The 26,857-nt window shown below is 32.4% G+C and carries 24 protein-coding genes; 10 read left to right on the top strand and 14 right to left on the bottom strand.

All coding sequences use genetic code 11. From position 1 onward, the window contains the following. Window positions 1–30 precede the first annotated feature (30 nt). The 10 genes from DZ68_RS0106505 to DZ68_RS0106460 all read left to right on the top strand — a co-directional run bounded on the left by DZ68_RS0106505 (window position 31) and on the right by DZ68_RS0106460 (window position 11,873). Window positions 31–1,416: a potassium transporter TrkA gene (locus DZ68_RS0106505; RefSeq protein WP_024790909.1), complete on the top strand. Its 1,386-nt coding sequence runs from the start codon at window positions 31–33 to the stop codon at window positions 1,414–1,416. Window positions 1,417–1,424: 8 nt separating this feature from the next. Next, complete coding sequence (gene aroB / locus DZ68_RS0106500; RefSeq protein WP_024787819.1) at window positions 1,425–2,447, top strand: 3-dehydroquinate synthase; 1,023 nt, start codon at window positions 1,425–1,427, stop codon at window positions 2,445–2,447. Then, a complete protein-coding gene (locus tag DZ68_RS0106495) occupies window positions 2,444–3,937 on the top strand; it encodes a mechanosensitive ion channel family protein (RefSeq protein WP_024787818.1) in 1,494 nt (497 codons plus the stop codon). The genes aroB and DZ68_RS0106495 overlap by 4 nt, the downstream gene beginning before the upstream one ends. Next, window positions 3,921–4,565 carry a uracil-DNA glycosylase family protein gene (locus DZ68_RS0106490; RefSeq protein ID WP_024787817.1) on the top strand — a complete coding sequence of 215 codons (645 nt, stop codon included), beginning with the start codon at window positions 3,921–3,923 and terminating at the stop codon, window positions 4,563–4,565. The genes DZ68_RS0106495 and DZ68_RS0106490 overlap by 17 nt, the downstream gene beginning before the upstream one ends. After that, the gene (locus tag DZ68_RS0106485) at window positions 4,562–5,593 is read left to right on the top strand and encodes a hypothetical protein (protein ID WP_024787816.1); all 1,032 of its coding nucleotides are present in this window, start codon (window positions 4,562–4,564) and stop codon (window positions 5,591–5,593) included. Before DZ68_RS0106490 ends, DZ68_RS0106485 begins: the two co-directional genes overlap by 4 nt. 84 nt (window positions 5,594–5,677) lie before the next feature. Then, the gene (gene metE / locus DZ68_RS0106480) at window positions 5,678–7,918 is read left to right on the top strand and encodes a 5-methyltetrahydropteroyltriglutamate--homocysteine S-methyltransferase (protein WP_024787815.1); all 2,241 of its coding nucleotides are present in this window, start codon (window positions 5,678–5,680) and stop codon (window positions 7,916–7,918) included. Continuing rightward, a complete protein-coding gene (locus DZ68_RS0106475; protein WP_024790908.1) occupies window positions 7,918–8,163 on the top strand; it encodes a hypothetical protein in 246 nt (81 codons plus the stop codon). Before metE ends, DZ68_RS0106475 begins: the two co-directional genes overlap by 1 nt. Window positions 8,164–8,326: 163 nt before the next feature. Further along, on the top strand, window positions 8,327–9,475 hold the full coding sequence (metK, locus tag DZ68_RS0106470; protein WP_024787813.1) for a methionine adenosyltransferase: 1,149 nt from the start codon (window positions 8,327–8,329) through the stop codon (window positions 9,473–9,475). 37 nt (window positions 9,476–9,512) lie between these two features. Next, on the top strand, window positions 9,513–10,724 hold the full coding sequence (gene trpB, locus DZ68_RS0106465; protein WP_024787812.1) for a tryptophan synthase subunit beta: 1,212 nt from the start codon (window positions 9,513–9,515) through the stop codon (window positions 10,722–10,724). Window positions 10,725–10,757: 33 nt separating this feature from the next. Then, window positions 10,758–11,873: an MFS transporter gene (locus DZ68_RS0106460; protein ID WP_024790907.1), complete on the top strand. Its 1,116-nt coding sequence runs from the start codon at window positions 10,758–10,760 to the stop codon at window positions 11,871–11,873. 248 nt (window positions 11,874–12,121) lie between these two features. Here DZ68_RS0106460 and lepA read toward each other — a convergent pair whose 3' ends face one another. From lepA to DZ68_RS0106385, 14 genes are all read right to left on the bottom strand, one after another. Then, complete coding sequence (gene lepA / locus DZ68_RS0106455; RefSeq protein WP_035907190.1) at window positions 12,122–13,903, bottom strand: translation elongation factor 4; 1,782 nt, start codon at window positions 13,901–13,903, stop codon at window positions 12,122–12,124. A gap of 30 nt (window positions 13,904–13,933) precedes the next feature. Next, window positions 13,934–14,689, bottom strand: coding sequence for an ABC transporter permease (locus DZ68_RS0106450; RefSeq protein WP_024787809.1), 756 nt, complete (start codon window positions 14,687–14,689; stop codon window positions 13,934–13,936). Between the two features lie 8 nt (window positions 14,690–14,697). Next, complete coding sequence (locus DZ68_RS0106445; RefSeq protein WP_024790906.1) at window positions 14,698–15,669, bottom strand: ATP-binding cassette domain-containing protein; 972 nt, start codon at window positions 15,667–15,669, stop codon at window positions 14,698–14,700. 2 nt (window positions 15,670–15,671) lie between these two features. Then, window positions 15,672–15,857, bottom strand: coding sequence for a hypothetical protein (locus DZ68_RS0106440; protein WP_024787808.1), 186 nt, complete (start codon window positions 15,855–15,857; stop codon window positions 15,672–15,674). A gap of 176 nt (window positions 15,858–16,033) precedes the next feature. Next, on the bottom strand, window positions 16,034–17,092 hold the full coding sequence (locus DZ68_RS0106435; protein WP_024787807.1) for an ABC transporter ATP-binding protein: 1,059 nt from the start codon (window positions 17,090–17,092) through the stop codon (window positions 16,034–16,036). After that, window positions 17,076–17,870: an ABC transporter permease gene (locus DZ68_RS0106430; RefSeq protein ID WP_024787806.1), complete on the bottom strand. Its 795-nt coding sequence runs from the start codon at window positions 17,868–17,870 to the stop codon at window positions 17,076–17,078. Before DZ68_RS0106430 ends, DZ68_RS0106435 begins: the two co-directional genes overlap by 17 nt. Next, complete coding sequence (gene modA / locus DZ68_RS0106425) at window positions 17,867–18,613, bottom strand: molybdate ABC transporter substrate-binding protein (protein WP_024787805.1); 747 nt, start codon at window positions 18,611–18,613, stop codon at window positions 17,867–17,869. The genes DZ68_RS0106430 and modA overlap by 4 nt, the downstream gene beginning before the upstream one ends. A 78-nt stretch (window positions 18,614–18,691) precedes the next feature. Further along, on the bottom strand, window positions 18,692–19,645 hold the full coding sequence (wtpA, locus tag DZ68_RS0106420; protein ID WP_024790905.1) for a tungstate ABC transporter substrate-binding protein WtpA: 954 nt from the start codon (window positions 19,643–19,645) through the stop codon (window positions 18,692–18,694). Between the two features lie 168 nt (window positions 19,646–19,813). Continuing rightward, the gene (locus DZ68_RS0106415; protein WP_024787804.1) at window positions 19,814–20,755 is read right to left on the bottom strand and encodes a formate dehydrogenase subunit gamma; all 942 of its coding nucleotides are present in this window, start codon (window positions 20,753–20,755) and stop codon (window positions 19,814–19,816) included. A gap of 9 nt (window positions 20,756–20,764) precedes the next feature. Beyond that, entirely contained in the window at window positions 20,765–21,361 is a 597-nt protein-coding gene (gene fdh3B / locus DZ68_RS0106410) for a formate dehydrogenase FDH3 subunit beta (protein WP_024787803.1), read from the bottom strand. Between the two features lie 10 nt (window positions 21,362–21,371). Then, window positions 21,372–24,197 carry a formate dehydrogenase subunit alpha gene (locus tag DZ68_RS11235; protein WP_255327380.1) on the bottom strand — a complete coding sequence of 942 codons (2,826 nt, stop codon included), beginning with the start codon at window positions 24,195–24,197 and terminating at the stop codon, window positions 21,372–21,374. A 9-nt stretch (window positions 24,198–24,206) separates the two neighbouring features. Next, on the bottom strand, window positions 24,207–24,404 hold the full coding sequence (locus DZ68_RS0106395; protein ID WP_024787800.1) for a twin-arginine translocation signal domain-containing protein: 198 nt from the start codon (window positions 24,402–24,404) through the stop codon (window positions 24,207–24,209). A 63-nt stretch (window positions 24,405–24,467) separates the two neighbouring features. Then, window positions 24,468–25,202 carry a molecular chaperone gene (locus DZ68_RS0106390; RefSeq protein WP_024787799.1) on the bottom strand — a complete coding sequence of 245 codons (735 nt, stop codon included), beginning with the start codon at window positions 25,200–25,202 and terminating at the stop codon, window positions 24,468–24,470. After that, complete coding sequence (locus DZ68_RS0106385) at window positions 25,192–26,853, bottom strand: 4Fe-4S dicluster domain-containing protein (protein WP_024787798.1); 1,662 nt, start codon at window positions 26,851–26,853, stop codon at window positions 25,192–25,194. The genes DZ68_RS0106390 and DZ68_RS0106385 overlap by 11 nt, the downstream gene beginning before the upstream one ends. Window positions 26,854–26,857: the final 4 nt, after the last annotated feature.

Genomic DNA, 26,857 nt, shown 5'->3' with positions numbered 1-26,857 from the left:
TAATTACTGAAATTTTATCAAAGGTTTTATTTGAATAAAATAGTTTTGTTTGCCGGCGCAAAGGAATCCAAAATATTAATAGAAAAAATAGCCTCTTCTTATGTTCAAGAAGCTGAGTATTATATAATATATGAAAAAGAAGATGAAATAACAAAAATTGAAAAAGAAAATTTTTTTTATTATAAAATACCCTTTTTTGCATTCGAATTATACCGCTCGCTTTTTTTTAAAGATATAAATAAAATAATTGTTTATATAAAAAACAAAAAAACAGCTGAATTTGTAATAAATAAAATAAAAAATTACTCTTCAATCGTATTTGCGAAATTTTGGGAAAATATTGAAATTCCTTTACAAAACAATATTGAGATAATAGACAATATTGAATTAATTACAAACAAAATTTTAGACCATCTTCCGGATGTGCCCCTTTTCGCAAGGGATATAGGCCTTGGAATCGGTGAAATACTTGAAGTGGAAATTCCTCCCCATTCTGTTTTTGCTTATAAAAACCCCAATTTTATCCAAAGATGGAAAAACATAAAAATTGCCGTAATTTACAGAGAGAACAAATTCATTATTCCCAGCAGACACACACTGATTCTTCCCAATGATAAACTTTTACTTATAGGAGAGCCTGAGAAATTAAAATCCTTCTTTATAGAAAGCAAAAAAAACCTGGGAGCTTTCCCGGCTCCTTACGGAAGAAACATTTATCTTTTAATCGATATGCAAACGGATAAAAAAACTCTTTATAATCTTTTAAAATCAGCACTGTTTTTACATAGAAAATTAAAAAATCAAAAATTAATTATTAAACTTATCAATCCTAAATTAAATTTTAAAATTTACAAACTTTATAAATTCAAAAACATAGACATATACACAGATTATTTTTCATCGGATTATGAAAAAACATTAAAAAATGATACAAATATATATAATATAGGACTGGTAATTACCAATAACGGATATTTTTATAAATATAAAAAAACTTTTTTCGACATTAAAATCCCTGTTTTTAAACAGGGGAACGAGTCAATTAAAAAATGTAAAGAATTTGTAATCCTTTTACAGGATAAAATGCTTGATCGGATTGCACCGAGTATTTTTGATTTGTCTTTTCAATTAAATTTGGGTATAAATTTTTTAGAACCTTTTATAGAAGAAAAAGACCTGAAAGAATTAAAAGAATATCTGGAAAAATTTGCAAAAGTTTATAATTTTAAAAAAATTACATTTACCAAAACACAAAAAAATCCGATAATAAAATTAAAAACAAAAGAAAACATCTGTATAATTGAACCGTTTATTTCACCGCCGGTTTTAAAAATTTTCCAAATTTTCAATCCGAAAATATACAATGCATATATAATGCTTGATAAATTTTCCCAGTTTTTAATCCCGGTAAAATAAGGAGAAAAATGAAAGTAAATATAAAAACACCAAACAAAACATACGACATAACAATTAAAAAACTTCCACAATTAACGCTAAATGAAAAAACGGCCGTAATCACAAACCCTACAGTTGCCGGATATCATTTAAATTATCTGTTAAATCATTTAAAAACAGATGAGCTTAAAATAATTACACTCCCGGACGGTGAAGAGTATAAAAATTTTGAGAGCATTGAATACGCACTTGAGAGATTGTTTGATGCAAAATATGACAGAAACTCTGTAATTATAGCATTTGGGGGAGGAGTAATAGGAGATATGAGCGGATTTGCGGCTTCAATATTTCTTAGAGGCATTAAATTTATTCAAATTCCAACTACACTCCTTGCTATGGTTGACAGTTCTGTAGGAGGAAAAACAGGAATAAACACTAAATTTGGAAAAAACTTAATAGGAAGTTTTTATCAGCCTGAAGCTGTTTATATAGATACCCATTTTTTAACTACTTTACCAAAAAGGGAATTTGCGGCAGGAATGGCTGAGGTTATTAAAATGGCCGTAATGTTTGATAAGGAATTTTTTAAAAATTTAGAAAATGATAAATTAAGTATTGAAGAAATTATAAAAAGAAGCGTAGAAATAAAAGCAGATGTCGTAAACGAAGATGAAAAAGAAAAAGGAATAAGAAGCGTACTCAATTACGGCCATACATTCGGACACGTAATAGAAAACCTGACAAATTACAAAACATACCTCCACGGGGAAGCTGTGGCAATAGGCATGATTATGGCAAATGAATTATCAATTGAACTTGGATATTTAACAACTGAGGAAAATGAAAGAATTAAAAACTTACTGAAAAAATATGATTTACCTACAAGTTTTAAAATAAAAGACGAAGAAGAATTTTATGAGCATTTTTTTGCAGATAAAAAAACTATGAACAATAAAATTAAATTTATAATTCCGGAGCTTATCGGAAAATATAAAATAATTGAAAATATAGATAAAGAAACTGTTTTAAATATTTTAAGGAAATTTAAGTGAAAATATTTTTTTTAATAATTTCTTTTATTTTTTTATATGCAAACGATAATAATTTAACTGAACTTAATATGACTAAAGAAAAAATATTAAAATTAAATACCGAACTGTCAAAAAATTCTTTTTACTTAACATATAAAAACTATATAGATTACCAAAAATTACTCAATACATACAATAAATTAAAATATCTCTCTAAAAAAAATCCCAGATATAAAAAAAAGCTTTTGACTATACAGACACAGCTTGATTTGTTAAAAGAAAACGAAAATATTTTCAACACATTGATTAAATTAAAAAATATTCCAAAAGCACCACAGATAGAAAACCCGTTTGAAATATTTTCCGCAATTAATTATGAAAAGCAGATAAAAAATGTTCTTTTGCAGAACATTCAGACATATCAGCAGTTTAAAGAAACATTAAACAATTTAAAAAAATTATATAAATTAAAAAAAGAAGTAAAAATTAAAGATAACCAATTAGAAAATATGATAAATGATTTTGAATTAATTAATACCATTTATAAAAAAAAGCTTGAAACATTAAAAACATTTATTCTAAACCAGCAAGAAAAAATTAAAAAAGAGATTAAAAACCAGCTAAATAAATTGGCCGTTTTAATTGCAATAATTATATTTTTAATTATTTTTTCGTTTATTTTAAAATTTATACTTAAAAAATACATTAAAGAAGAAAATTTATATATATCAAATAAAATTATCAATATTCTCACAATATTTATTATTGTTTTAACTTCCCTTCTTTTTTATATTAATAATGCAACATATATTATAACCATTTTGGGATTTATTTCAGCCGGTATTGCAATTGCCATGAAAGACTGGTTTATGAATATTTTCGGCTGGTTTGTTATTATGATTAACGGAAATATTAAAGTCGGGGACAGAATTAAAATGTATCTTCAAAACGGAAATGTTCAAATAGTCGGAGACGTTATCGATATAACCCTTACAAGAATAGTAATTTACGAAGATGTAACATATACAACATACCACAAAAACAGACGGGCCGGAAGAATAGTGTTTATTCCCAACAATGTTGTTTTTAACAACCCCATTTTTAATTATACACATAAAAGACTGGCAACTGTATGGGACGGAATAGATATAACGCTTACGTTTGATTCAAATTATAAAAAAGCCGTGGATATTATTAAAAACATTTTAACTAACCAGACAAAAAGACAATCCGCCGCCACAAAAACCAGAATGCAGAGGCTTAAAATTGAATATAATTTTAAATCATACAATTTAGAACCGCGTGTATTGACATTAATAGAAGAAAACGGAATTAGAATCAGCGCCTGGTATTTAGTTATTTCAACTTCCCCTCTTATTTACAGAAGCCAGATTTCTGGTGAAATATTGGATGCCCTTTTAAAAGAAAAAGACATAAAAATAACATATCCTACATATAAAATTAACGGTAATATTAACATTCAAAAGGAAAAAGTTGAAAAACCTTATTAAATTAAAATATCTCTATAAATTAAAAGAATCCGGAGAGCAATATTTCGAGGGTTTCAGTTCAAAAGAAAACAAACTCCCCATGCCGGACGAATTGGAAGAGCTTAAAAAAACATGTTTAAACTGCACCCTTTGCGATTTATCAAAAACAAGAACAAATGTAGTGTTTGGAGAAGGGAACCTCAAAGCAAAGCTTATGTTTATAGGTGAAGGACCCGGAGCGGAAGAGGATAAAACAGGAAGGCCTTTTGTGGGAAGAGCGGGAAAACTGCTTACAAAAATAATTTTAAACGTTTTGGATATGACAAGGGAAGATGTATACATAGGAAATATTGTAAAATGCCGACCGCCAAGCAACAGGGTCCCGAGTATAGAAGAAGCCCAGACCTGTAAACCGTATCTTCTCAAACAAATTGATATAATAAATCCAAAAATACTGGTATGCCTCGGAAAAACGGCTTTTATGTATTTAATGGATATAGATTTGCCTATAAGCAGAGTCAGGGGGCAGATATTCGAATATAAGGAGAAAAAAGTGATACCGACATTCCATCCGAGTTATTTACTCAGAAACCCTTCGGCAAAAAAAGAAGCTTATTCTGATTTTCTTTTAATAAAGAGTATGTTATGAAAAGAATAATTATCTTTTTTGCCGTATTGCTTTTTTCTCAGGAAACAATATTTCAAAATTCTTTCATGGATATAAACAGTACTGAAAACAATACCACTTCTTCAGAAATTAATTCCACTCAAACAACTGAAGAAAATTTTAATGAAAAATTTTATCCTCAAAATTCAAAAGCCGATTTTGCAATTATTATAAACAAACAGAAATTTTTTAAGTTTCTTCCTTCTGTTTTAAACGCCATAAACGCTTATCTTATCCAAAAAGGGGTGGATTTTAATATAACACTTTATAACAATGATGTAAATATTTCAAATTTACCTCAGCATTATGTAATAGACATAGAAACCAACCGCTCAAAAATTTTGACTCTGGGGGATTATAATAAAACTTTTTTTGTACCAACTTTTAATAAAAACGATTTTAATGAAACATTTAAAAATATATATTTCGGAGGAATAAATTTCAAAAATCAAATACAAAAATTTACCGCATTTATCAATGACAGACTTTTTACAATTTCACAAAATACCCAAATATCAAATCAATTGCTTGCATATGAAAAAACAAATCCGTTTTTTGTCAGAAATTATAATTTTCCTGATATAAATTATGCCGATTTAAACAATTCTTTTATAATTTTAAATACCGATGTGTCAAAAAGTGCGGAAGTGCTTTCAAACATAACTTCAAAAGAAATTGAGCCGTTTTTAGTTTTTTCGCCCCAGTTATGTTATTCCCCATCCATTATATTTTTAACCCAGCCAAATGACATAGATAAACTGATAATTGCAAATTCCATTATCCGTCCGCCTTTAATGATAAACGATTACGCCCTTCTTTTAAATTCGGATATCAGATACAACTGGCTAAATTATGCCGCCGATATTTTAGTAAATAAAATTTATAATATGCAAAACAGTGAAGATTTATTTTATATGAATGATTTTTATATTTATATATTCAACCATCAGATAAATTACAAAACAAAATTATATAAAATACTAAACAATTCTTTTAAAGAAGTGGAATAACTGTTATAAAAAAACAAAAAATATAAAAATCGCAGGCAGGTAAATTTATAAATTTGTTATAATTTCGCTAAAAAAAGGAAAAATATGGCGACTTATGTTATTGGATTCCCGAGAATTGGGGAACAAAGGGAGCTTAAAAGAGCGTTGGAAAGTTATTGGGGAGGTAAAATTTCTCAGGGTGAATTAAAACAAACAGCTGCTGATTTAATAAAAAGACATTTAATTTATCAAAAAAATGCCGGTATAGATATGATAAGTGTCAATGATTTCAGTTTTTATGACAATATGCTTGATACCACGGTAATGCTTAATGCTGTTCCTGAAAGATATCAGGATATAGAAAACTGTATGGACAGATACTTTGCAATGGCAAGAGGTGATAAAAACCATAAAGCAATGGAAATGACCAAATGGTTTAATACAAACTATCATTATATTGTGCCAGAACTTGATGAAAACATGGATTTCAGAGCTGATACAACAAAAATAGAAAATGAAATTGCATTGGCAAAAGAAGTCGGAATTACTCCAAAAATAAATTTAATAGGGCCTGTTACTTACGTAAAACTAAGCAAAATCGAAGGCAATGAAAAAAATATAATTGAAAAACTACTTCCTGTATATAAAGAGATTTTAAATAAATTTAAAAATTATACTATCCAGATGGACGAACCGTATTTCGTAACAAATCCGGATGAAGAAGATTTAAAAATATTAAAAAAAGTTTATGACGAACTTGGAAACACTGCAAATATTTACGTTGCCACATATTTCGAGCATTCAAACGAAGCAAATGAAATTCTCGCCTCAACACCTGTAAAAGGAATGTTTTTAGATTTTGTTTTAGGAAGCGAAAATTCAATTAAAGCATTAGTTGATGCCGGTAAAGAAGTGGGGATTGGAATAGTCAACGGAAGAAATGTATGGGTTAACGATATTGAAAAATCCGCCGCATTTGTAAAAGGGCTTACCGAAGCTGTAGAACAAGACAAAATCCACATAGGAAGCAGCTGCTCTTTACTTCATGTCCCATATACATTAAAATATGAAACAAAAATGGATGAAGATATCAAATCCTGGATAAGCTACGCTCTTGAAAAACTTGATGAAATAAGAGTAATTGATAAACTTTTTAGAAACGAAACTTTAAGCGAATACGAAAAAGAAGTGCTTGAAAGCAATAAAATCGCAATTGCAACAAGAAAAACCTCTTCTAAAATTCACGATACAATCGTTCAGGACAGAGTTTCAAACTTAGGTGAAAAAGATAAACACAGAAATGTACCGTTTGTTGAAAGAATCAAACTTCAACATGAAAATTTAAAATATCCTGTTTTACCTACCACAACAATAGGCAGTTTTCCTCAAACACCTGAACTTAGAAAACTAAGACGTGATTATAAAAACGGCGCAATCAATGAAGAAGAGTATAAAACAAAAATTAAAGATATGATTAAAGATTTGGTTAAATTTCAAGAAGAAATAGGACTTGACGTATTGGTACACGGTGAATTTGAAAGAAACGACATGGTTGAATATTTCGGCGAGCAGTTAAAAGGCGTTGCATTTTCCAGCAACGGTTGGGTTCAGAGTTACGGAAGCAGATGCGTAAAACCTCCTTTGATTTACGGAGATGTTTCTAGACCTAAAGATATGACGGTTGAATGGATTACATATGCCCAAAATTTAACTAATAAACCGATGAAAGGAATGCTAACAGGCCCTGTTACGATGCTAAACTGGTCTTTTGTAAGAGACGACCAGCCAAAAAGAGACACAGCATACCAAATGGCCATCGCAATAAGAGACGAAGTGGAAGACCTTGAAGCTGCCGGGATTAAAGTAATTCAGGTTGACGAAGCGGCTCTGAGGGAAGGTTATCCTTTAAGAAACAGTAAAAGAAAAGAATATGAAGATTGGGCAATTACTGCATTTAGAATAACAACCTCAAGCGTAAAACCAGAGACTCAAATCCATACCCATATGTGTTATTCAGAATTCAGTGATATTATGGATGCCATTGAAGATATGGATGCGGATGTTATTTCTATCGAAAATGCAAGAAGTGACAATTCATTACTCAAAATCTTTAAAGAAAGAGGATATAAAGGCGAAATCGGTCCGGGAGTTTATGATATTCATTCTCCAAGAGTTCCAAGTAAAGTTGAAATAGTCAATCAAATTAAAGCGATTTTAGAAGTATTGCCGGCTGAGAAAGTATGGATTAATCCGGACTGCGGACTCAAAACAAGAAAATGGGAAGAAGTAAAACCGAGTCTAAAAAATATGGTTGACGCAACATTAGAGGTCAGAAAAACTCTTTAATGAAAAAACTGCTCGTTTTTTTACCTCTTTTTCTTTTTTCTTATAATTATCCGTTTGATTATCAGTTTAAATTTATTCATTCATGTATGCAAAACTCTTCTTTACCTAATAAATATAAATACTGCAGATGTGTTTTTGAAAAAATAAAATCAGCTTATCCGTATAATTATTTTATCTGGCATAAAACAGATAATGATGTATTAAAATTCATTGCTAAAGCTTCAAAAGAGTGTTTGAATAAATAATATTAATTTCATTTTACATTTTACATTTTCAATTGTATAATTACAATTGCATATTCTTGTCTTTTGAAAATGCTTTTTTAAGCACTTTCAAAATAGGAGTATGCAACTTAATGAAAAATGTAAAATGGAAAATGGAAAATGGAAAATGAAATAAGGAGAATTTATGAGAGAATATTTATTTAGCAGCGAAAGTGTAACTGAGGGCCATCCTGATAAAATGGCTGACCAAATCAGTGATGCAATACTTGATTATATAATTGAAAGAGACAAAAATGCAAAAGTTGCCTGTGAAACACTTCTTAGCAATGGATTTTGTATTATTGCGGGAGAGCTTAAAACTACAACTTACGCCCCTATGCAGGAAATTGCAAGAGAGGTGGTAAGGGAAATCGGATATACAGATGCAAGATTCGGATTCGATTACAGAACTGCTGGGGTATTAAATGGAGTTGGAGAGCAAAGTCCGGATATTCGTCAAGGGGTTGAAAAAGGAGAAGAAATAGGAGCGGGCGATCAGGGCATGATGTTCGGATATGCATGCAGCGAAACCCCTGAACTTATGCCTCTTCCCATAATGCTTGCCCATAAACTTACAAAAAGACTGGCGATTGCAAGAAAAGAAGCAATAGTTCCATGGCTGAGACCGGACGGAAAAGCTCAGGTTAGTGTAAAATATGTAAACGGAAAACCCGTAAGTGTTGAAAAAGTCGTTGTATCCACCCAACACGAACCAGACGTTAACTATTCTGAAATAAAAGAAGCTGTTATTGAAGAAGTTATAAAAAAAGTAATTCCTGCAAGTATACTAAGCAAAAATGTTGAGTATTTCATAAATCCGACCGGCAAATTTGTAATAGGAGGCCCTCAGGGGGATGCGGGACTTACCGGTAGAAAAATTATCGTTGATACATACGGGGGGGCGGCACCTCACGGCGGAGGGGCATTCAGCGGGAAAGACCCAACAAAGGTTGACAGAAGCGGGGCATATGCCGCAAGATATGTAGCAAAAAATTTGGTTGCTGCGGGGGCTGCCGAAAAAATAACTGTTCAGATTGCTTATGCCATAGGAGTTGTTGAACCTGTCAGTATTTATATTGATTCACACGGCACGGCAAAAGTAAATGAACAAAAAATTGAAGTTGCAGTTAGAAAAATATTTAATCTAACCCCAAAAGGAATAATTGAAACACTTGATTTACTTAAACCGATTTATAAAAATACAGCAGCTTACGGACATTTTGGAAGGGAAGAGTTTTCATGGGAAAAAACAGACAAAGTTGAAGAGATAAAAGAATTTTTAAATCTCCATTAATTTTTCTTTTTTATTAAAATAGACAAAAAGGACTGTTATGAAAAAATCACATTTACAAAAATATCCTGACAGTGAAGGTTTTTTCGGTAGATTCGGTGGAGCTTACATTCCTGATATATTAAAAGATGAATTTGACAAAATCACAAAAGCTTATCTTAAACTCAAACACTCTCATGATTTTATAAGTGAACTCAGAAGAATTCAAAAGCATTTTCAAGGCAGACCAACGCCAGTGTATCATGCAAAAAGACTCTCAGATGCCCTAAATGGAGCCCAGATATATTTAAAAAGGGAAGATTTAAACCATATGGGGGCACATAAATTAAACCACTGTATGGGAGAAGCCCTCTTGGCTAAATATTTGGGCAAGAAAAAACTGATTGCAGAAACCGGGGCCGGACAGCATGGGGTAGCACTGGCAACAGCGGCAGCATATTTCGGACTTGAATGTGAAATACATATGGGTGAAGTTGATATTGAAAAAGAACATCCTAATGTTGTAAGAATGAAAATATTAGGTGCCGAGGTAGTGCCTGCAACACACGGGTTAAAAACACTGAAAGAAGCGGTGGACAGTGCGTTTGAAAGTTATGTAAAACAGCTTGACACTTCTTTATATGCAATAGGAAGTGTTGTTGGTCCACATCCGTTTCCTATGATGGTTAGGGATTTTCAAAGTGTTGTGGGATTTGAGGCAAAAGAGCAGTTTTTGGAAATGCTTGGATTTTTACCCGATAATGTAGTTGCATGTGTAGGAGGCGGAAGCAATGCTATGGGAATATTCAGCGGATTTATTGATGATGAGGTTGAATTATATGCAGTCGAGCCTCTTGGAAAAGGTACAAAACTGGGAGAACATGCAGCCACATTAATGTATGGGGATGAAGGTGTGATTCACGGATTTAACACATTAATGCTAAAAGATGAAAACGGAAACCCGGCACCTGTTTATTCAATAGCAAGCGGACTTGATTATCCGGGAGTTGGACCGGAGCAGGCATTTTTAAAAGAAAGAGGCAGATTAAATATTGCAGCAATAACCGATGAAGAAACCGTTGATTCGTTTTACGCTTTAAGCCAGTATGAAGGAATTATTCCGGCCCTTGAAAGTGCACATGCCGTTGCATATGCTATGAAACTGGCAAAAGAAAAACCAAACGATACAATTTTAGTCAATCTTTCAGGAAGAGGTGACAAAGATATAGATTTTGTAGTGGAAAATTACGGAATAAGAAATATCAAACTATAATTTTCTGCTACAATTGCTTAAAAAAGGCAGTTTATGAAAAGTAAATTCAATGTTTTTTTACTATCTTTTGCCCATTTGACACACGATATTTACACTTCCTTTCTCGCGCCTGTTTTACCGCTTTTAATTCAAAAACTTGGAATCAGCGTTACTGAAGCGTCACTTCTTGATGTTGTGAGAAGAATTCCCGCTTTATTTAATCCGTATCTTGGTTTATTGGTTTCAAAAAAAGATTTAAGAATTTTTACAATTCTTACACCTGTTAGCACAGCTGTTTTTATGAGTTTAATAGGAATAGCACCAAATTATATTATTTTACTGATTTTACTTTTTTTAGCGGGAATTTCAGCCCAGATTTTTCATATAGCAACCCCGGGAATTGTAAAAGAGGTTACCCCTAAAATGGGTTTTGGTATGAGTATGTTTATGGTCGGGGGAGAGCTGGCAAGAACCATAGCTCCCTTGATTGCAACGGCGGCAATAAGTATCTGGGGACTTGAAGGACTCTTAAAAACCGTGTTTTTTGCTGTTTTTGCATCAGCTTTTTTATGGTGGAAATTAAAGGATATAAAAGGCAATTTCAAACCGAAAACAAAACAAAAAGCGAACTTTAAAATCTTTATAGAATATAAAAAATTTTTTCTGATAATTTCCGGTTTTATATTTTTCCAGAGTTTTGCAAAAATATTTTTCGCTTTTTATCTTCCTCTGTTTTTAACACATACGGGTGAGAGTTTAAACAAAGCAAATATATCTTTAAGTTTTTTTCAGTTTTTCGCAATTCTTGGTACTTTTCTTGCAGGAAACATAGGAGACAGATTAGGATATAAAAAAACATTGATTATTTCAACACTTATAGCAATATTTTCAATGCCCCTTTTTATTTATTTTCATTTAATTTATCTGCCTTTAATACTTTTGGGACTTAGCCTCTTTTCAACCGGGCCTGTGATGCTTTCTATCATCCACCACCAAAAAAATTCAACCGCTCTAAACGGTGTTTATATGATGCTTGCATTCCTGATACCGGCAATTGTTACATTTTTAATAGGTGTTTTCAGCGATTTAATAGGGCTTGAGAGAGTGGGAATTTTAAGTTTTATGTTTTTGATAATAAGCTTAATATTTGCGTATAAAATAAAAAGATAATTTTTGACATTAACTAATAAATAACGTAAAAGTAAAAATATGACAGCGTAGCGGAATTTAGCGAAAATTTTGCGTTTAAAAAATTGCACCGAGCCCTTAGGGCCTGCGTAGCTGTTTGCAATTTTTAGTAAAATTTGAGCGGTGCGTTAGCAAAATGAAGCTCTGAAGCTGTCATATTTTTATCTTTGTAGTTATTTTTTTATATTATAACCATTTAGTCAATATCCATTATCCATTTTCCGTTTAATTTAGTCGATTTTCAAAATACTTAAAAACGCCTCCTGAGGAATATTAACCTTTCCGATTGATTTCATTCTTTTTTTACCCTCTTTTTGTTTTTCAAGCAGTTTTCTTTTTCTGCTTATATCCCCTCCGTAACATTTGGCGGTAACGTCTTTTCTTAATGCTTTTACAGTTTCACGGGCAATGATTTTATTTCCCACACTTGCCTGAATAGCCACTTCAAATAATTGCCTTGGAATTAATTCTTTCATAACTTTAATTAACTCCCTTCCCTTCCTCTCAGCTTTTTCTTTTGGAACAATAATACTAAGGGCATCCACAATTTCCCCGGCCACCCTTATATCCATTTTAACCAAATCGCCTTCTTTGTATCCAATTGGTTCATAATCAAAACTTGCATATCCACGGGTGAGTGTTTTTAATTTATCGTAAAAATCCGTAACAATTTCATTCAAAGGAAGTTCATATTCCAAGAGTACCCTCTCGGGAGAGAGATAATCCATTTTTAACTGAACTCCTCTTTTGTCATTTAAAAACTGAATTAAATTTCCTATATACTCACTTGGAGTTAAAATGGTGGCTTTTACATAGGGTTCGTAAATTTTTTCTATTTTATTTGGCGGAGGGAGGTCTGATGGGTTTGATATTTCTATTTCACTTTTATCAGTCAGTTTTACTTTATATGTAACACTCGGAGCAGTAGCAATAAGTTCAATACCAAACTCTCTTTCAAGCCTTTCTTTTACGACCTCCATATGAAGTAGACCCAAAAACCCTACCCTGAACCCAAACCCGAGTGCATGTGAAGTTTCGGGCTCGTAAGTAATAGACGAATCATTTAATTTTAATTTTTCAAGTGCGTCTCTAAGTTCATCATATTTGTCGGTATCTATCGGGTAAATCCCTGCAAATACAAAACTTTTCGGCTCTTCAAAAGGGGCAGCCGGCTCGCCTGCAGGATTTTTGGCGTTTGTAATGGTGTCTCCCACCCTGATATCGGCTACATTTTTAAGCCCCATTACAACCACTCCGACTTCACCTGTTTTAATTTCGTCGGTTTTAAGTTTTTTAAGAGGATGTGGATAAAAAAGGTCTAATACTTTATGTTTTTTACCGGTCCCCATTACCAAAACTTCATCACCTTTTTTGATAGACCCGTCAAAAACCCTCACTAAACAAATCGCCCCTAAATAATTATCAAACCAGCTGTCATAAATCAAGGCTTTTGCAGGGGCGTTTTTATCCCCTTTTGGAGCAGGAATTCTTTCTATTATTGCATCAAGAAGCTCTTCTATTCCTATTCCTGTTTTTGCGCTTACAAATATCGCCTCACTTGCGTCAATACCTATGGTCTGCTCTATCTCTTCCGCCACTCTTTCTGGTTCGGCACTCGGAAGGTCAATTTTATTAATTACAGGAATAATTTCGAGATTATTTTCAACAGCCATATATACATTTGCAAGCGTCTGGGCTTCAACCCCCTGTGTTGCATCCACCACCAAAAGGGCACCTTCACTGCTTTTAAGTGATTTACTCACTTCATAAGAAAAATCCACATGCCCCGGTGTATCGATTAAATTTAATATATATCCTTTATATTCAAGCCTTACACTCTGGGCTTTTATAGTAATCCCTCTTTCTTTTTCTATATCCATTGTATCAAGAAGCTGATCTTCTTTTTGCCTCTCATTAATTCCGCCCGTAAATTCTATAAGTCTGTCGGCCAGCGTGCTTTTCCCGTGGTCAATATGGGCTATAATAGAAAAGTTCCTAATAATATCTTGCATCAAATGCCTTTTTTTAATGCAATTATATCATTAAAAAAACTTATTATTCAGATATCTTATAACTGAAAAAATAACAATTGAAACTATAATCATTAATGCGGCAACAGGCGCTGAATAATTCAGTCCGAAATTTATAAACCTGTCATATATCAAAACAGGCGCCACCATCGGATGATATGCAATAATAACAACAGCACCGAATTCTCCAAGCCCCCTCGCCCACATCAAAAGCATTCCGTTAATTAAATCCTTTTTAGCCAGAGGCAAAACTATTTTATAAAATGTATAAAAAAAAGAGGCTCCAAGAGAGCGGGACACATTTTCTATTTTAGGGTCAATATTTTTAAACCCCTCTTTTGCAGAATTAATCAGATACGGTGATGATAAAAACATCATAGCGGCCATTATACCCGTAGTGGAATCGACAAAACCGAGCCCCAGTTTATCCAAAAAATTTTCAATATTTCTTGTCCCAAACGTCATAAGCAGTGCAATACCGGCAGCGGTATGCGGCACCATTGTTGGAATGTCTATAACACTCTCAAGCACACTTTTTCCAAAAAAACTGTTTCTTGCAATCAGATAAGCTAAAGGCACCCCTGTAAAAAACACAAAAAGTGTGGAAAAAAATGAAACTTTCATTGTTAAAAAAATAGAATTTATCACTTCTTTATCGTTAATTGTTTGAATATACCCGGCTAAAGAAATACCAAAGATTAATTTACATAAAGGAAGCGTTAAAAAGAGTAATATAATAAGACTTAAAAATATAAAAACTTTTTTCATCCACACTCCTAAATAAATACAATATCTTTTTTATCAAAACATAAAAATACCTGCTCTCCTTTTTTCAAATCAAGTTCTTTAAAATAATTTTTAGATATTTTTATAAAAAACATTTCCCCATTAACATTTACATAAATTTTATAATGGTCGGTAATACCCATAATTTCATCTATCTGTCCTTTAAAACAGTAATCATATTCTTTTTTTTCTCTTGTTATATAAATCAAATTGGGATCAATCGAAAAATATTTATGAGAATTCTCAAAACCTAATAAAGACAGCTCAAAAATATTTTTAAATCCGAGAAATTTGGCAACTTCCAAAGAATCGGGAGAATTTAAAACTTTTTTGCTCTCATCAAACTGCAAAAGTTTCCCTTTTAAAATTATTCCTATTTTATCGGCTAAATAAGAAGCTTCCCTGAAATTATGCGTTACATGAATTACAGAAATATTGTATCTATTTGGCAGCTGTTTTAAATTTTTCATTATTTCATTTCTTAAAGTCGGGTCAATCGCACTCAAAGGTTCGTCCAGAAGCAGTATTTTAGGCCTTGAATATATTGCCCTTGCAAGTGCAATTCTCTGTTTTTCACCTCCGCTTAAATTTACAATTTTTCTTTTTAAAAGATGCTTTAAATTTAAAAAATTAATTAAATCATTAAACAGTTTATTGTCTTTTCCTTTAAATTTTTCAGAAAAACGGATATTTTTTTCAACATTTAAATTTTTAAAAAGCTGAAAATCCTGATATAAAAACCCGAAATTTCTTTTTTCAGGAGGAAAATTCGTAATATCCCTGCCTTCAAAATAAATTTTTCCCTCAATTCTGTGAAAACCGGCGATGGATTCAAGAAGCAGGGTTTTCCCGCTTCCTGTTTTTCCAAGCATAACAACATATTCTTTATTATTTACATCAAAAGAAACCTGATTTAAAATAAAATCGCCTTTTTTTAAAAAAAGATTTTCAACCTTAAGCATTTTTATCCTAAAAATTTATTTTTAATCCACTCTTTGGCTTCTCCCACATTTTTAAATCTGTGTGATTTTGCAATCTGCTCGTTTCCTTCATAAAATCTCACTCTTATTCCGTCCTGAACTTCATCTATTTTAATTCTTGATATCCTGTTTTTATTTATATAAACCCTGTCATTTAATTCTACAAACATTTCATCTCCTTTAATATTTTTTGATTAACCAAAAGCACATATAAAAACATATACTTCACAAATAAAACTATACCATAAACACCGGCCGTAATTTTTTTTTATTTTGAAAAATAAAAATATTATTTTTCATCGGTAACCTTTTTATATAGGCAGTTTTTTATAATTATACATTTTATTTAAAATATATGCACATTTGATGCTTTAAAAATTAAATATACGTTTGTTTTTTCTTGTAAATTCAATTTCTCATATGAATTTAATGTAATAAGCACAACAAATTTTATATCATTTACATTAACTATTAAATCCACTAAAAAACCTTTTTTTTCTAACTTTTCAATAAATCCGTAAATACAGTTTTTTGCGGATTCTTTTTCACAGCCGGATTTGGATACTATGATATCTTCCGGACGAATAGAAATTTTTACATTTTGCCCTATATCTGCATCATCTATGGAATACAGCTTGAATCCGTCTATTTCTAATACGCTCAAATTATCTTCTTTATCAATAACTTTGGCATTTAAAATATTTGTTCCTACAAAATCGGCAACTTTTCTGTTTTTCGGTTTTGAAAACACTTCTTCGGGAGTACCAACCTGTAACACTTCTCCAAATCTCATCAATACCGTTTTATCAGCCAGTGTCCATACATCTTCAAAATCATGGGTTACATGCAATACGGTGGTATTATATTTTTTAGCCGCCTCTTTAAGCAACTGTCTCATTTCTTTTTTAATTTTATAATCGAGAGCGCTGAAAGCCTCATCCATTAAAAGAAGCTGTGGTTTTACTATTAAAGCTCTTGCTATACTTACCCTTTGCATCTCTCCCCCGCTAAGTGTTAAAGGTTTTCTTTTTAATAAATGGTCTATTTTTAAAAGTTTGCTTATTTCATTAATATCTTTATCGTTTTGTGTTTTATTTTTATTGTGTTTTTTCAATCCGTACATTATATTTTCGTATACACTCATATGGGGAAAAAGAACATAATCCTGATAAACGATACTGATGTTTCTGGATTCAATCGGCTTATCGGTTATATCTTCATTATTCAAATATACTTTTCCGCTTTGAGGCTTATAAAATCCCGCAACTGTTTCAAGCAAAATGGATTTACCGCTTCCGCTTGGCCCTATTATTGTTACATATTCCCCTTTTTTTATGCCGAAATCAACGTTTGTTAAAGTAAATTTTCCTAAAGTTATATTTATATTTTCAATCTTTAAAAACATTTTCTTTTCCTTCCATATATTCAACGGACAATATTGCAACAAATGAAATAACAATAAGCACAATACCGCTGGTAATAGCCATTCCCATATTTCCATAAGAAATATTTAAAAACAGCGTTATAGGAAGTATTTCCGTTTTCATATAAGAACCCCCCGCTAAAATCAAAACCGCTCCGAATGCCCCCATTGACCTTGCAAAAGTTATAATTGCCGAAGCGTATATCCCGTTTCTTATCAAAGGGACCAATACATTTTTAAATGTTTCAAATTCGCTATATCCCAGACTTCTTGAAACATATTCATATCTTTTGTTAACACTTTCAAACGATGAATAAATAATTCTGATTCCGTAAGGCAAAGCGGTAAAAAATTGCGCTACTACAATGCCCGCTTTTGTAAAAACAATCTGAATCCCCAATTCATCAAAAAAATCTCCGACAAACGTTTTGCTGAAAAGTAAAAGTAAAGAGAGTCCCAATACAAGTTCGGGGAAAGCCATCGGTAAATTTATTATTGTCTTTAAAATAGATTTGCCAAAAAAATCATATCTTGACAAAGCGTAAGCGATAGGAACAGAAAAAATCAAAACAAAAAAAGTTGATAAAAGAGACGTTATAAGAGATAATTTAATAGAATAAATCATTTCCCCAGAACGCAAAGCATTGATGATGTCTCCGATTTTAGGAACAAAAAACAGGCTCAAAACAGCAATCAAAAGCAAAAAAGTAATCAATAAAGACATACTTATGCTAATTGTTTTAAAACTGAATATTTTCATATTTCAAATCCCCATTTTTTCCAAATTTGTTTTGATTTACCAGAAGAGAGATAATTATTAAATTTATTGGCAAGTTTTTTATTTTTACAAATTGTTCCAACCGCAGTAGGTATTGTTTTAATTATATTTTCATTTTCAGGAATTTTAATAACTTCCAATTTCCCTTTCTGTTTTGCCCAAGAAACCATATCTTCCCACATTATTGCAGCGTCAGCCTGTCCCATTACCATATATATAAGCAATTGATTAACGGTCCCAGCATACATAGCAATATTTTTTTTGACATTTTTATAAAGATTATTCTTTTTTAAAATTTTTATACTGACTTTTCCTATAGCCGTAGCCCTCGGGTCACCTAAAATTATTTTAATATCAGGACGAGTTAAATCTTTAAGGGTATGAATATTTTTTGGATTTCCTTTTTGAACAACCAATACAGGAATATGTTTTGTTATTATTTTAACGCTTTTTTTATAAACTAAATTTTTATTTAAAGCTTCTTTTGTATAATAATAAGCGCCAGGAATAAACACATCGCAGCCGTTAGTCTGTAAAATTGAAAAAAGTTCTCCCGAACCTCCGTAATGAATATCTATTACTGCATTATTTTCATTTTCAAAATTTTTCACTATTTCATTTATCGGCTTTATAAGCCCCGCTCCCGCGCAAATTTTTATATGTTTAATATCAGCTGAAAATATTTCGGTTACTAAAACTAAAAATATAAATAAAATCTTTTTCATTTTTCCTCCTTTTTATGCATTATTTGCATATTTTTTGTTATAAAAAAAGAAAAAAGGGATTAACCCATAATTTATAAATTAATAATTTTTTAATATACTGTCATCGCCTTCAATTATCGGAGGATTTATTACACCCTGACCGTTTTTTTTCATTATTGCCTGACCTTCGGGAGAAAGAACATATTTTACAAATAAAACAGCACCTTTTTCATGAGGAGGAAGTCCTTCTTTTTTATTTTCCACAACTGTTATTCCGTAAACCATAGGAGCGCCTTTTTTTACAATATAAGTTCCCGGTTTTTTACCTGTAACTTTAAAACTCGCTTTTTTATAAAAAGATGCATATTTTTTATCACCTAAATTAATTTGAGGAGGCAAAGTAATAAATTTTAAATGATGCTGCATTGCAACAGATTTATAAATAAACAGATAATCAAACGCTCCGGCTTCAAGTAATCCCAATAAATCTGTCTCTTTCGGTCTGACAACTACTTTATTTCTGTTTTCCTCACCGTTTTCATAACTGTCTCCGTAACCGAATAACTTATCAAAAAATTTTGGTCTTTTATAGTAAATTCCGGCAAGTTTTGCTACAATCATTGCTCTATATCCACACGGGTCTAAATTAGGATTGGAATGCCCCACTTTTACTCCAGGTTTTAATAAAATATCCATCCAATTATTTGAATTTATTTTATCAGCATATTTTGAATGCGGCGTATAGGCTATAATCATCTCATTTGTTGCAAACAAAGCATTGAATTTTGCATATTTTGGTCTAAGCAGGTTATCTATAACTTTATAATCAGCACTTGCCATTACATCGGCTTTTTTATGTAAATCAGTAATTTTTCGGGCACACGCCCTGCTTCCGGCAGCTTCCCTTACCACATCATACTGAGGATATTTTTTCTCAAACTTTTGTTCAATCTGTGAAAACGGGACACTTAAACTTCCGGCATGGAATACAACTATTTTTTTACCAAAGGCAAATAAAACGATAACACTGAAAATTAAAGCAAATTTTTTCATTTTTTCTCCTTTTATTTATGGAAATTTTGCATATTTTACTATATAAAAAAAATAAAAATGTCTTTTATATGACAAAAACGCATATTTTTTTATGCATTTTTTGCATATTTTTTATGAGATAAATCCAAAAAAGTAATAAAAATAAACAGACTAAAAATTAGTCTGTTTTTAATCTTTGCATTTTTCGGCAAGTTCTTTGTCTTTGCCTTCTTTAACAATTTTTTTGTAATAAATAGAATGTAAATGTTTAAGCTCATCTTCACTTTTACAACCGTCTATCATACTCTCAATTGAACCTTTAATGGCAAAAAGAGACATATATAAATGAGTAAAAAAGAATGCAACAATAAATAATGCTAATGTTAAATGAATAATAACAGCTAATCTTAACAAATCTATCTGATATAAATTCAGTTTTCTAAGGAGGGCTATGTCGAAATCCTGAAAATACATCATTACACCTGTTATAATCATAACCATTCCGCCAAACATAGCAAGCCAATACCACATTTTTTGACCAGCATTAAATTTACTTGCAGGGATTTCCTGTTTTCTTTTAACCAAATAACCTCCAAGTATCATCATCCATTTAATATCCCAAAGTCTCGGAAGCATTTCTTTAAACCACATTACAGTCATAGGAATTACAACCAGTGCAAATAAAAATGCCCCTATGTCATGCAGATATCTCATAAATCTAATAGGAGTACCTCCTCCAAAAAATTTAGCATAAATAATAAAAAAGCCTGAAGGGACCAATAAAATAAATGCCAAAGCAGCTATCCAATGTATAATTCTCTGCCATGTCGGAAAAATTAAAAATTTTCTTCCTTCATGGGAAAAAATTTTGGGACCTACAATCAAATAATGAAGCAAAAAAACTGCAGGCACCGCTATTAAAACAACTAAAAATAAAATTTTGCTCCAGTGTGTCTGTAAATATAAAAACAGTTCTCCATATTTATGCCAAGAAGGGATTGCTTCTATCAATTCAGGAGAAATCAATCTACTCCCAGGATGCTCGGGAGCCTGATTTGGCTCCACTAAAGGAACAATCCCGGCATATAAAAGAGAAAAACTTATTACGCTAAATAGCGGTAATTTTTTCATAACAACTCCTTATTTATACGCCTGATCCCATCCGTATGGAGTCATAGGCCCTTTGCCTTTAGCTGCGTCTCTTTCTCTTATTATTTTAGAAACGCTCTCGGCATCCCCAACAATTAATGCATTAGTAGAGCATACCGCAGCACACATAGGTACTTTTCCTTCTGCAATTCTGTTTTGACCATATAACTGATACTCTTTTTCAGAAAAAGTGGGAGCAGGACCTCCAGCACACATTGTACATTTATCCATAACTCCCCTAATTCCGAATGCTCCGTCTCTTGGAAACTGAGGAGCACCAAAAGGACAGGCGTATAAGCAATAACCACATCCTATACATTTATCTTTGTCATGAAGTACTATTCCGTCTTCTCTGATATAAAAACAATCGACCGGACAAACTTGTGAACAAGGTGCGTCGGTACAGTGCATACAGGCTATAGATACTGAAAATTCTTTATCCTCAATTCCTTCATTTAATGTAACTACTTTTCTTCTGTGAATACCCACAGGCAGTTCATGTGCTTCCGCACAGGCTATTGTGCAGGCATTACATTCAATACATCTGTCTTCATCACAATAAAATTTCATTCTTTCATATTCATACATATCTTACTCCTTATGCTTTCTCAATGCGGACTAACCCCGCTTTTGTTTCAGGAATTTGGGTAACAATGTCGTATCCATAATTAGTTACTGTATTTGCACTCTCACCGATTGCATACGGTTTTGTGCCTTCCGGATAATTTTCGCTCATATCAACACCTTGCATAATACCAGCCCAATGATAAGGCAAGAAAATTCTATCCGGTGCTACTGCATAAGTAAATCTTGCTTTTACTTTGATTTTTGTTCCCTCGGGTGAGTGAATCCAAATCATATCTCCGTCATTAATTCCATAATTATAAGCAAGTTCTGGATTGATACTTACAAACATTTCCGGAGCTAATGCAGCAAGATATTTACTGCTTCTTTCTATAAGTCCGGCACCGCTGTACATTACAAGTCTTCCTGTTGTAAGAATAATTGGGAATTCTTTTGCCCAGTCGGTTTTTTGAATAGAAATAAATTTAGTATCAACTCTATATTGGTCTTTTTTATCAGGATATGTTGGATATTTTTTAGCCAAATCATATCTTGGTGTATGAAGCGGCTCTCTGTGCATTGGAATTTTATCAGGGAATGTCCATACATATGCTCTTGCTTTTGCGTTACCGTATGGTGCAACTCCGGCTTTAAGAGCATATTTTGCAATTAGTCCGCTTAAGTCGACTTTCCAGTTTTTACCCATAATAGCTTTTTCTCTCGGTGATAATCTGATACCGAGAACTTTTTCAATATTTTCTTTTGTAAGTTCAGGATATCCGCCTTTTACTTTTGCACCTTTTATAGTTGCATGATCTCCGGCCAATAAATTCTGACCTTTATATTCAGTTCCAAATCTTGCCCTGAATCCCATTCCGCCTTCCATTACAGGAATATCAATGTTATATAAAACAGGGCTTCCTGAATGGTATTCTGTCCAACAAGGCCATGGCAATCCGTAATATTCGCCTTTCATCGGACCAATACCTTTAAGAGTTACTTCATCAAACATATGCCAGTTTTGCTGATGTCTTTTAAGTCTTTCAGGTGTCCAACCGGTTAAACCGATAGTTTTAATGGTTCTTGCAATTTCTCTTGTTGCATCTTCTGGCCATTTGAATGAATTTTTAACTTTTACGGCTTTGCCGTTTTTTACACCCATCATCAAACCGCTTACAAATTCTTTGTAAAATCCGAATTTTTTGGCAAATGTAAACATAATTTCTTCATCGGTTTTAGATTCATAAAGCGGATCTACCACTTTGCTTCTCCACTGAGCTGTTCTGTTTGTGGCGGTAACACTACCTTCACATTCAAACTGACTTGCTGTTGGTAAGATATAAACATTGTCTTTTTTGTTTGTAATTACAGCAGCCTCATTTGCAAAAGGTTCGGCCACAACCAATAAATCCAATTTATCAAGAGCCTGTTGTACTTTTGCTGTCTGGGCAATAGAAGTAATACCGTTACCCTGAACCCATAAAGCCCTGATTGGAGTTTTTTGATAAATTTTTTCTTCCTGTAATACACCTTGCCACCATTTAGCAAGAGTGAATCCTTTTGTATGCATCATTTTTGGAGTGTCAAATCTGCTTTGTAACCATTTAAAATCAACTCCCCAGTTATGTGCAAAATATTTCCAGCTTCCTTCACTTAATCCGTAATATCCCGGTAATGAATGCGACAAACAGCACATATCTGTTGCACCCTGAACATTATCGTGTCCTCTTAAAATGTTACATCCACCACCAAATTTACCCATATTACCTAAAGATAACTGTAAAATCGGAGCCATTCTTGTATTAGAAGAACCGATTGAATGCTGAGTTAGACCCATTGCCCAAATTAATGTTCCAGGCTTACTTGTAACGTACGCTCTTGTAATTTGAATTAATGTATCAACATCAACACCTGTTACATCGGCAGTTCTTTCAGGAGTCCATTTTTTTGCTTCTTCTATAACATGTTCCATTCCAAACACTCTGTCTTTAATAAATGATTCATCCTGCCAGCCGTGTTTAAATATTAAATGAAGCATTCCATACATAAACGGAATATCGGTTCCAGGTCTTACCCTTGCATATAAATCTGCTTTTGCGGCAGTTTTTGTATATCTTGGATCTATAACAATTAAAGTAGCATTATTTCTTTCTTTTGCTTTTAAAATATGTTTAAATCCTACAGGATGGTTTACTGCCGGGTTAGCACCAAATATTATAATAGCTTTAGAATTTTGAATATCTCCCAAATGGTTTGTCATAGCGCCATAACCCCATGTGTTCGCGACCCCCGCGACTGTTGCGCTGTGTCATATCCGCGCTTGGTGATCTATATTGTTAGTACCCCACATTGCGGCAAATTTTCTAAAATAATAAGCCTGCTCTGTGCCCATTTTTGCAGACCCTAAAAACATTGCCGCATCAGGACCACTCTCTTTTCTGATATTTAACATTTTTTCTGAAATTTCGTTAACAGCCTGATCCCAACTGATTCTTTGCCATTTTCCGTTAACTTTTTTTAACGGATGTTTAACTCTTTTTTCTGTTCTGATAACATCGATTGAATCAATACCTTTACAGCAGTGACTTCCGTGACTGATCGGATGGTCTTGGGCAACTTCCTGTCTTACCCATACACCGTTTTTAACTTCTGCTATAATTCCACACCCAACTGAACATGTAGTACATACAGTTTTTACTTTTTTACTACCTGGGTAAGGGCTTTTTAATTCTTCTTCGCTTGCATCTCTAAGAGCCGGTGCAGCGTTTAGCATTGTTGCACCCGCAACTCCAGAGAGTGCAGCCATTTTTAAAAACGCCCTTCTGCCCACTCTAACGTTTAATTTTTCTTGTGAGCTCATTTTCTCTCCTTATATTGCATTTTTGTAATAAATTTCCCAATTTTTAGTTTTTCTGTAGAGAATCTCTTTTTTAGGGGAATGTCCTTTTACAACCCCATTTCCAACATCTTCATCGTCGGCTTTGGCAAAAACCAACGTTGAAGAAGCCACGCTCAATGCACCGACACCAAGTGCACCTTTTAAAAAGCTTCTTCTTTTCATTTTCACTCCTTTTTTGGATTTATCTCATATAGAGATAACGGCAGGGCTCATAAAGCTCTGCAGATATCTCTATACATCATCTTCCACATCCCCGCCTTCTTCCAAATTACAAACAAGATTTTTTTCTTTTTTCTTTTTAGCTTTTCTTATTCTTGCCTCTTCATCCTGAACGGTTTTAATATCAATTTTTTTGGAAACTTTCTCAATAGTAGGTTTTGGTTTTTCAAGATACATCCTCTCTGTTTCTATAAAAGCTTTTAATACCACGGCAATATCTTTGTAAAGATCTGATGCTGTATGCATATAAACATTTTCTATAAAATCATCAATAAATATATTTAAAACATCAAATGTTTTTTCCTCAAGCCAAACCGCTTTTTCATCTCCGTTTATTTTTTCTAAAATCAAATAATGCATAAATGGCAAAATAAAACCTATATCATCTTCTGTATCAGTAAATTTTTCATTTTTTCTGAATTTGGACGATAAAACAATATCAACCATTTTAACCCTCATTTTTCCATTTTCTATCTCTTCATCATAATAAGAGGCTGTAGTTGGCACAGGGTCGTTTGCCAAATCATAAAAAATATCATCATATTCCTGAATTAATTTATTTTCATCAAAATTTTCAATAAAATGTTTTAGTGCTTCTTTTGAATTCGGCTCAAGCGCATTTTGATATAAAATTTTTGCAGCTTCTTTAACCCCCTCAAATCTTTTTTCATCATCAAAAAATGTAAACAGTTTTGAAAAAAAACCGTAATAAAAGGCTCTGGCTTCTTCTAATTGTTTATTTTCCATTGGTTTTCCTTTCTATATATTCATTGAACAACAGCTTCGATTTGCATTCAGGACAGCAGTAAATAGATTTTTTCTTTAATTCATCTGTAAAAATAGGTAATAACTGTGCTGCAATTCTCTCAATTGCTTTTTTTGGAGCAAACGGTTTCCCGCACATTATGCAATAAAAAGGTTCGTCTTTTGCCATTGTTTTCTGTCCGAAAAAGTCTTTATTTAATTCAAGCTTATCAGGAATTACTTTAAGGCATTTTTCAGCACATGCAACCTCGCAGTATCCGCAGGCTGTACACATAGAAGCATCAAATTTTAAAGTACCGTCTTCATCATGAGCGGTTAATGCCCCGACATTACAGACGCTCACACATCCCATGCACAAAGTACATTTATTTTCATCAATTTCTACTTTTCCGTAATGGATGAAATTATTATCACTTAAATCGATAATCCCTAAATCATCATTTTCAATTAAATGTGAAAGTCTGATTGAAAAAATCTCCCTTTTATTTAAGTTGTTTTCATTTATCATACATTTTGCTTCAGGTATTTTTTCTGCTTTGTTTAAAAGATTTTGTGCTTCTTTAGGACTCTGGGTAAATAAAACGGCATTTTTTCCAAATTTTCTGTTTGAAATCTCATTTATTAATTTAACTGCCTCTTTTTCACCTTTTGAAAAATTATCATTTAAAAACACTATTTGAGCCCCGCTGTCCTGAAACAGAGTCAATAAATGAACCTCATCCAAAAATTTTCTGCCTTCTATTACCAAAGGCATTACATTTTTAGGAAGTTCAATTTCAAGATTTTCAACCATATCTTCCGGCACGATAAAAGGAATAAATCCGCTGAAAATTTTAGAAATTTCATAAAAAGAATCTCTTGGAATTGCACTGAAATCCAACGCACCGCTCGGACAAACACTTACACATCCGCCGCATCCGTCACAGTCAATATGCGAAAAAACAAGCTCTTTTGTTTCATCGTCTTTTATAATAGCATTTGTAGGGCATACATTTGCACAGTTTCCGCATGTTTCTTTTAATACCCTGTGATGATACTGACATACATCTTTATTGTATGTAACATAATTTCTATATTCATAAATTCCTACTCTTTTTCTTATAATCTGTTTTGCTTTTTCCACTCCTATATCAAACGGATCAACTATTCCTCTTTGTTTAAATGCAATTTCAGGGGCGTTAAACCATATTGCCTGGTCTACTTCCAAATCAATTGATTCATTTCCTTTTTGAATTGTAAATTTCAAATTTCCTATTGTTCCACTAATATCTTTTATCCATTCAGGAAGGGAATAATATTTGTCAAATTCTTTTAAATCATCAAAATTCTCAGCTTCTTCTTTATTCCCTATAATTAAAAGCCTGTTTTTAACTTCTTTTTTATATTCGTTAAATTTCGCATAATCTAATTTTATCCCCCTGATCTCATAAAATTTATTTATTACATCAATTTTTTCCAAAATATGTGCTTTTGAATGTTTAATATAAAAATTAATTTCAGGGGCATAAACTATCGGGTTTGTTTCTTTTGAATTTGATATAATTGTAGGAGTATTTGAATCGTTTATTACAATTATATTTTCACTTAACGGAAAATCCAAAGGTTCAGTTGTATAAAAAGCATATTCAATCATTTGC

Origin of the sequence: Lebetimonas sp. JS085 (assembly GCF_000523295.1) — a bacterium.
Taxonomy (GTDB): domain Bacteria; phylum Campylobacterota; class Campylobacteria; order Campylobacterales; family Nautiliaceae; genus Lebetimonas.
The sequence above is the reverse complement of the archived record's forward strand: the minus strand, read 5'-3'. Positions and strand labels throughout refer to the sequence as shown.

Excerpts from the sequence above, each read along its gene's own strand:
- DZ68_RS0106460 (WP_024790907.1), top strand. The coding sequence starts at position 10,758 with ATGAAAAGTAAATTCAATGTTTTTTTACTATCTTTTGCCCATTTGACA.
- DZ68_RS0106390 (WP_024787799.1), bottom strand. The coding sequence starts at position 25,202 with ATGGAAAATAAACAATTAGAAGAAGCCAGAGCCTTTTATTACGGTTTT.
- wtpA (WP_024790905.1), bottom strand. The coding sequence starts at position 19,645 with ATGAAAAAATTTGCTTTAATTTTCAGTGTTATCGTTTTATTTGCCTTT.
- fdh3B (WP_024787803.1), bottom strand. The coding sequence starts at position 21,361 with ATGTATGAATATGAAAGAATGAAATTTTATTGTGATGAAGACAGATGT.
- DZ68_RS0106445 (WP_024790906.1), bottom strand. The coding sequence starts at position 15,669 with ATGCTTAAGGTTGAAAATCTTTTTTTAAAAAAAGGCGATTTTATTTTA.
- trpB (WP_024787812.1), top strand. The coding sequence starts at position 9,513 with ATGAAAAAATCACATTTACAAAAATATCCTGACAGTGAAGGTTTTTTC.
- lepA (WP_035907190.1), bottom strand. The coding sequence starts at position 13,903 with ATGCAAGATATTATTAGGAACTTTTCTATTATAGCCCATATTGACCAC.
- DZ68_RS0106440 (WP_024787808.1), bottom strand. The coding sequence starts at position 15,857 with ATGTTTGTAGAATTAAATGACAGGGTTTATATAAATAAAAACAGGATA.
- DZ68_RS0106430 (WP_024787806.1), bottom strand. The coding sequence starts at position 17,870 with ATGAAAATATTCAGTTTTAAAACAATTAGCATAAGTATGTCTTTATTG.
- metE (WP_024787815.1), top strand. The coding sequence starts at position 5,678 with ATGGCGACTTATGTTATTGGATTCCCGAGAATTGGGGAACAAAGGGAG.
- DZ68_RS0106475 (WP_024790908.1), top strand. The coding sequence starts at position 7,918 with ATGAAAAAACTGCTCGTTTTTTTACCTCTTTTTCTTTTTTCTTATAAT.
- DZ68_RS0106450 (WP_024787809.1), bottom strand. The coding sequence starts at position 14,689 with ATGAAAAAAGTTTTTATATTTTTAAGTCTTATTATATTACTCTTTTTA.
- modA (WP_024787805.1), bottom strand. The coding sequence starts at position 18,613 with ATGAAAAAGATTTTATTTATATTTTTAGTTTTAGTAACCGAAATATTT.
- DZ68_RS0106385 (WP_024787798.1), bottom strand. The coding sequence starts at position 26,853 with ATGATTGAATATGCTTTTTATACAACTGAACCTTTGGATTTTCCGTTA.
- DZ68_RS0106415 (WP_024787804.1), bottom strand. The coding sequence starts at position 20,755 with ATGAAAAAATTACCGCTATTTAGCGTAATAAGTTTTTCTCTTTTATAT.
- DZ68_RS0106485 (WP_024787816.1), top strand. The coding sequence starts at position 4,562 with ATGAAAAGAATAATTATCTTTTTTGCCGTATTGCTTTTTTCTCAGGAA.
- metK (WP_024787813.1), top strand. The coding sequence starts at position 8,327 with ATGAGAGAATATTTATTTAGCAGCGAAAGTGTAACTGAGGGCCATCCT.
- DZ68_RS0106435 (WP_024787807.1), bottom strand. The coding sequence starts at position 17,092 with ATGTTTTTAAAGATTGAAAATATAAATATAACTTTAGGAAAATTTACT.
- aroB (WP_024787819.1), top strand. The coding sequence starts at position 1,425 with ATGAAAGTAAATATAAAAACACCAAACAAAACATACGACATAACAATT.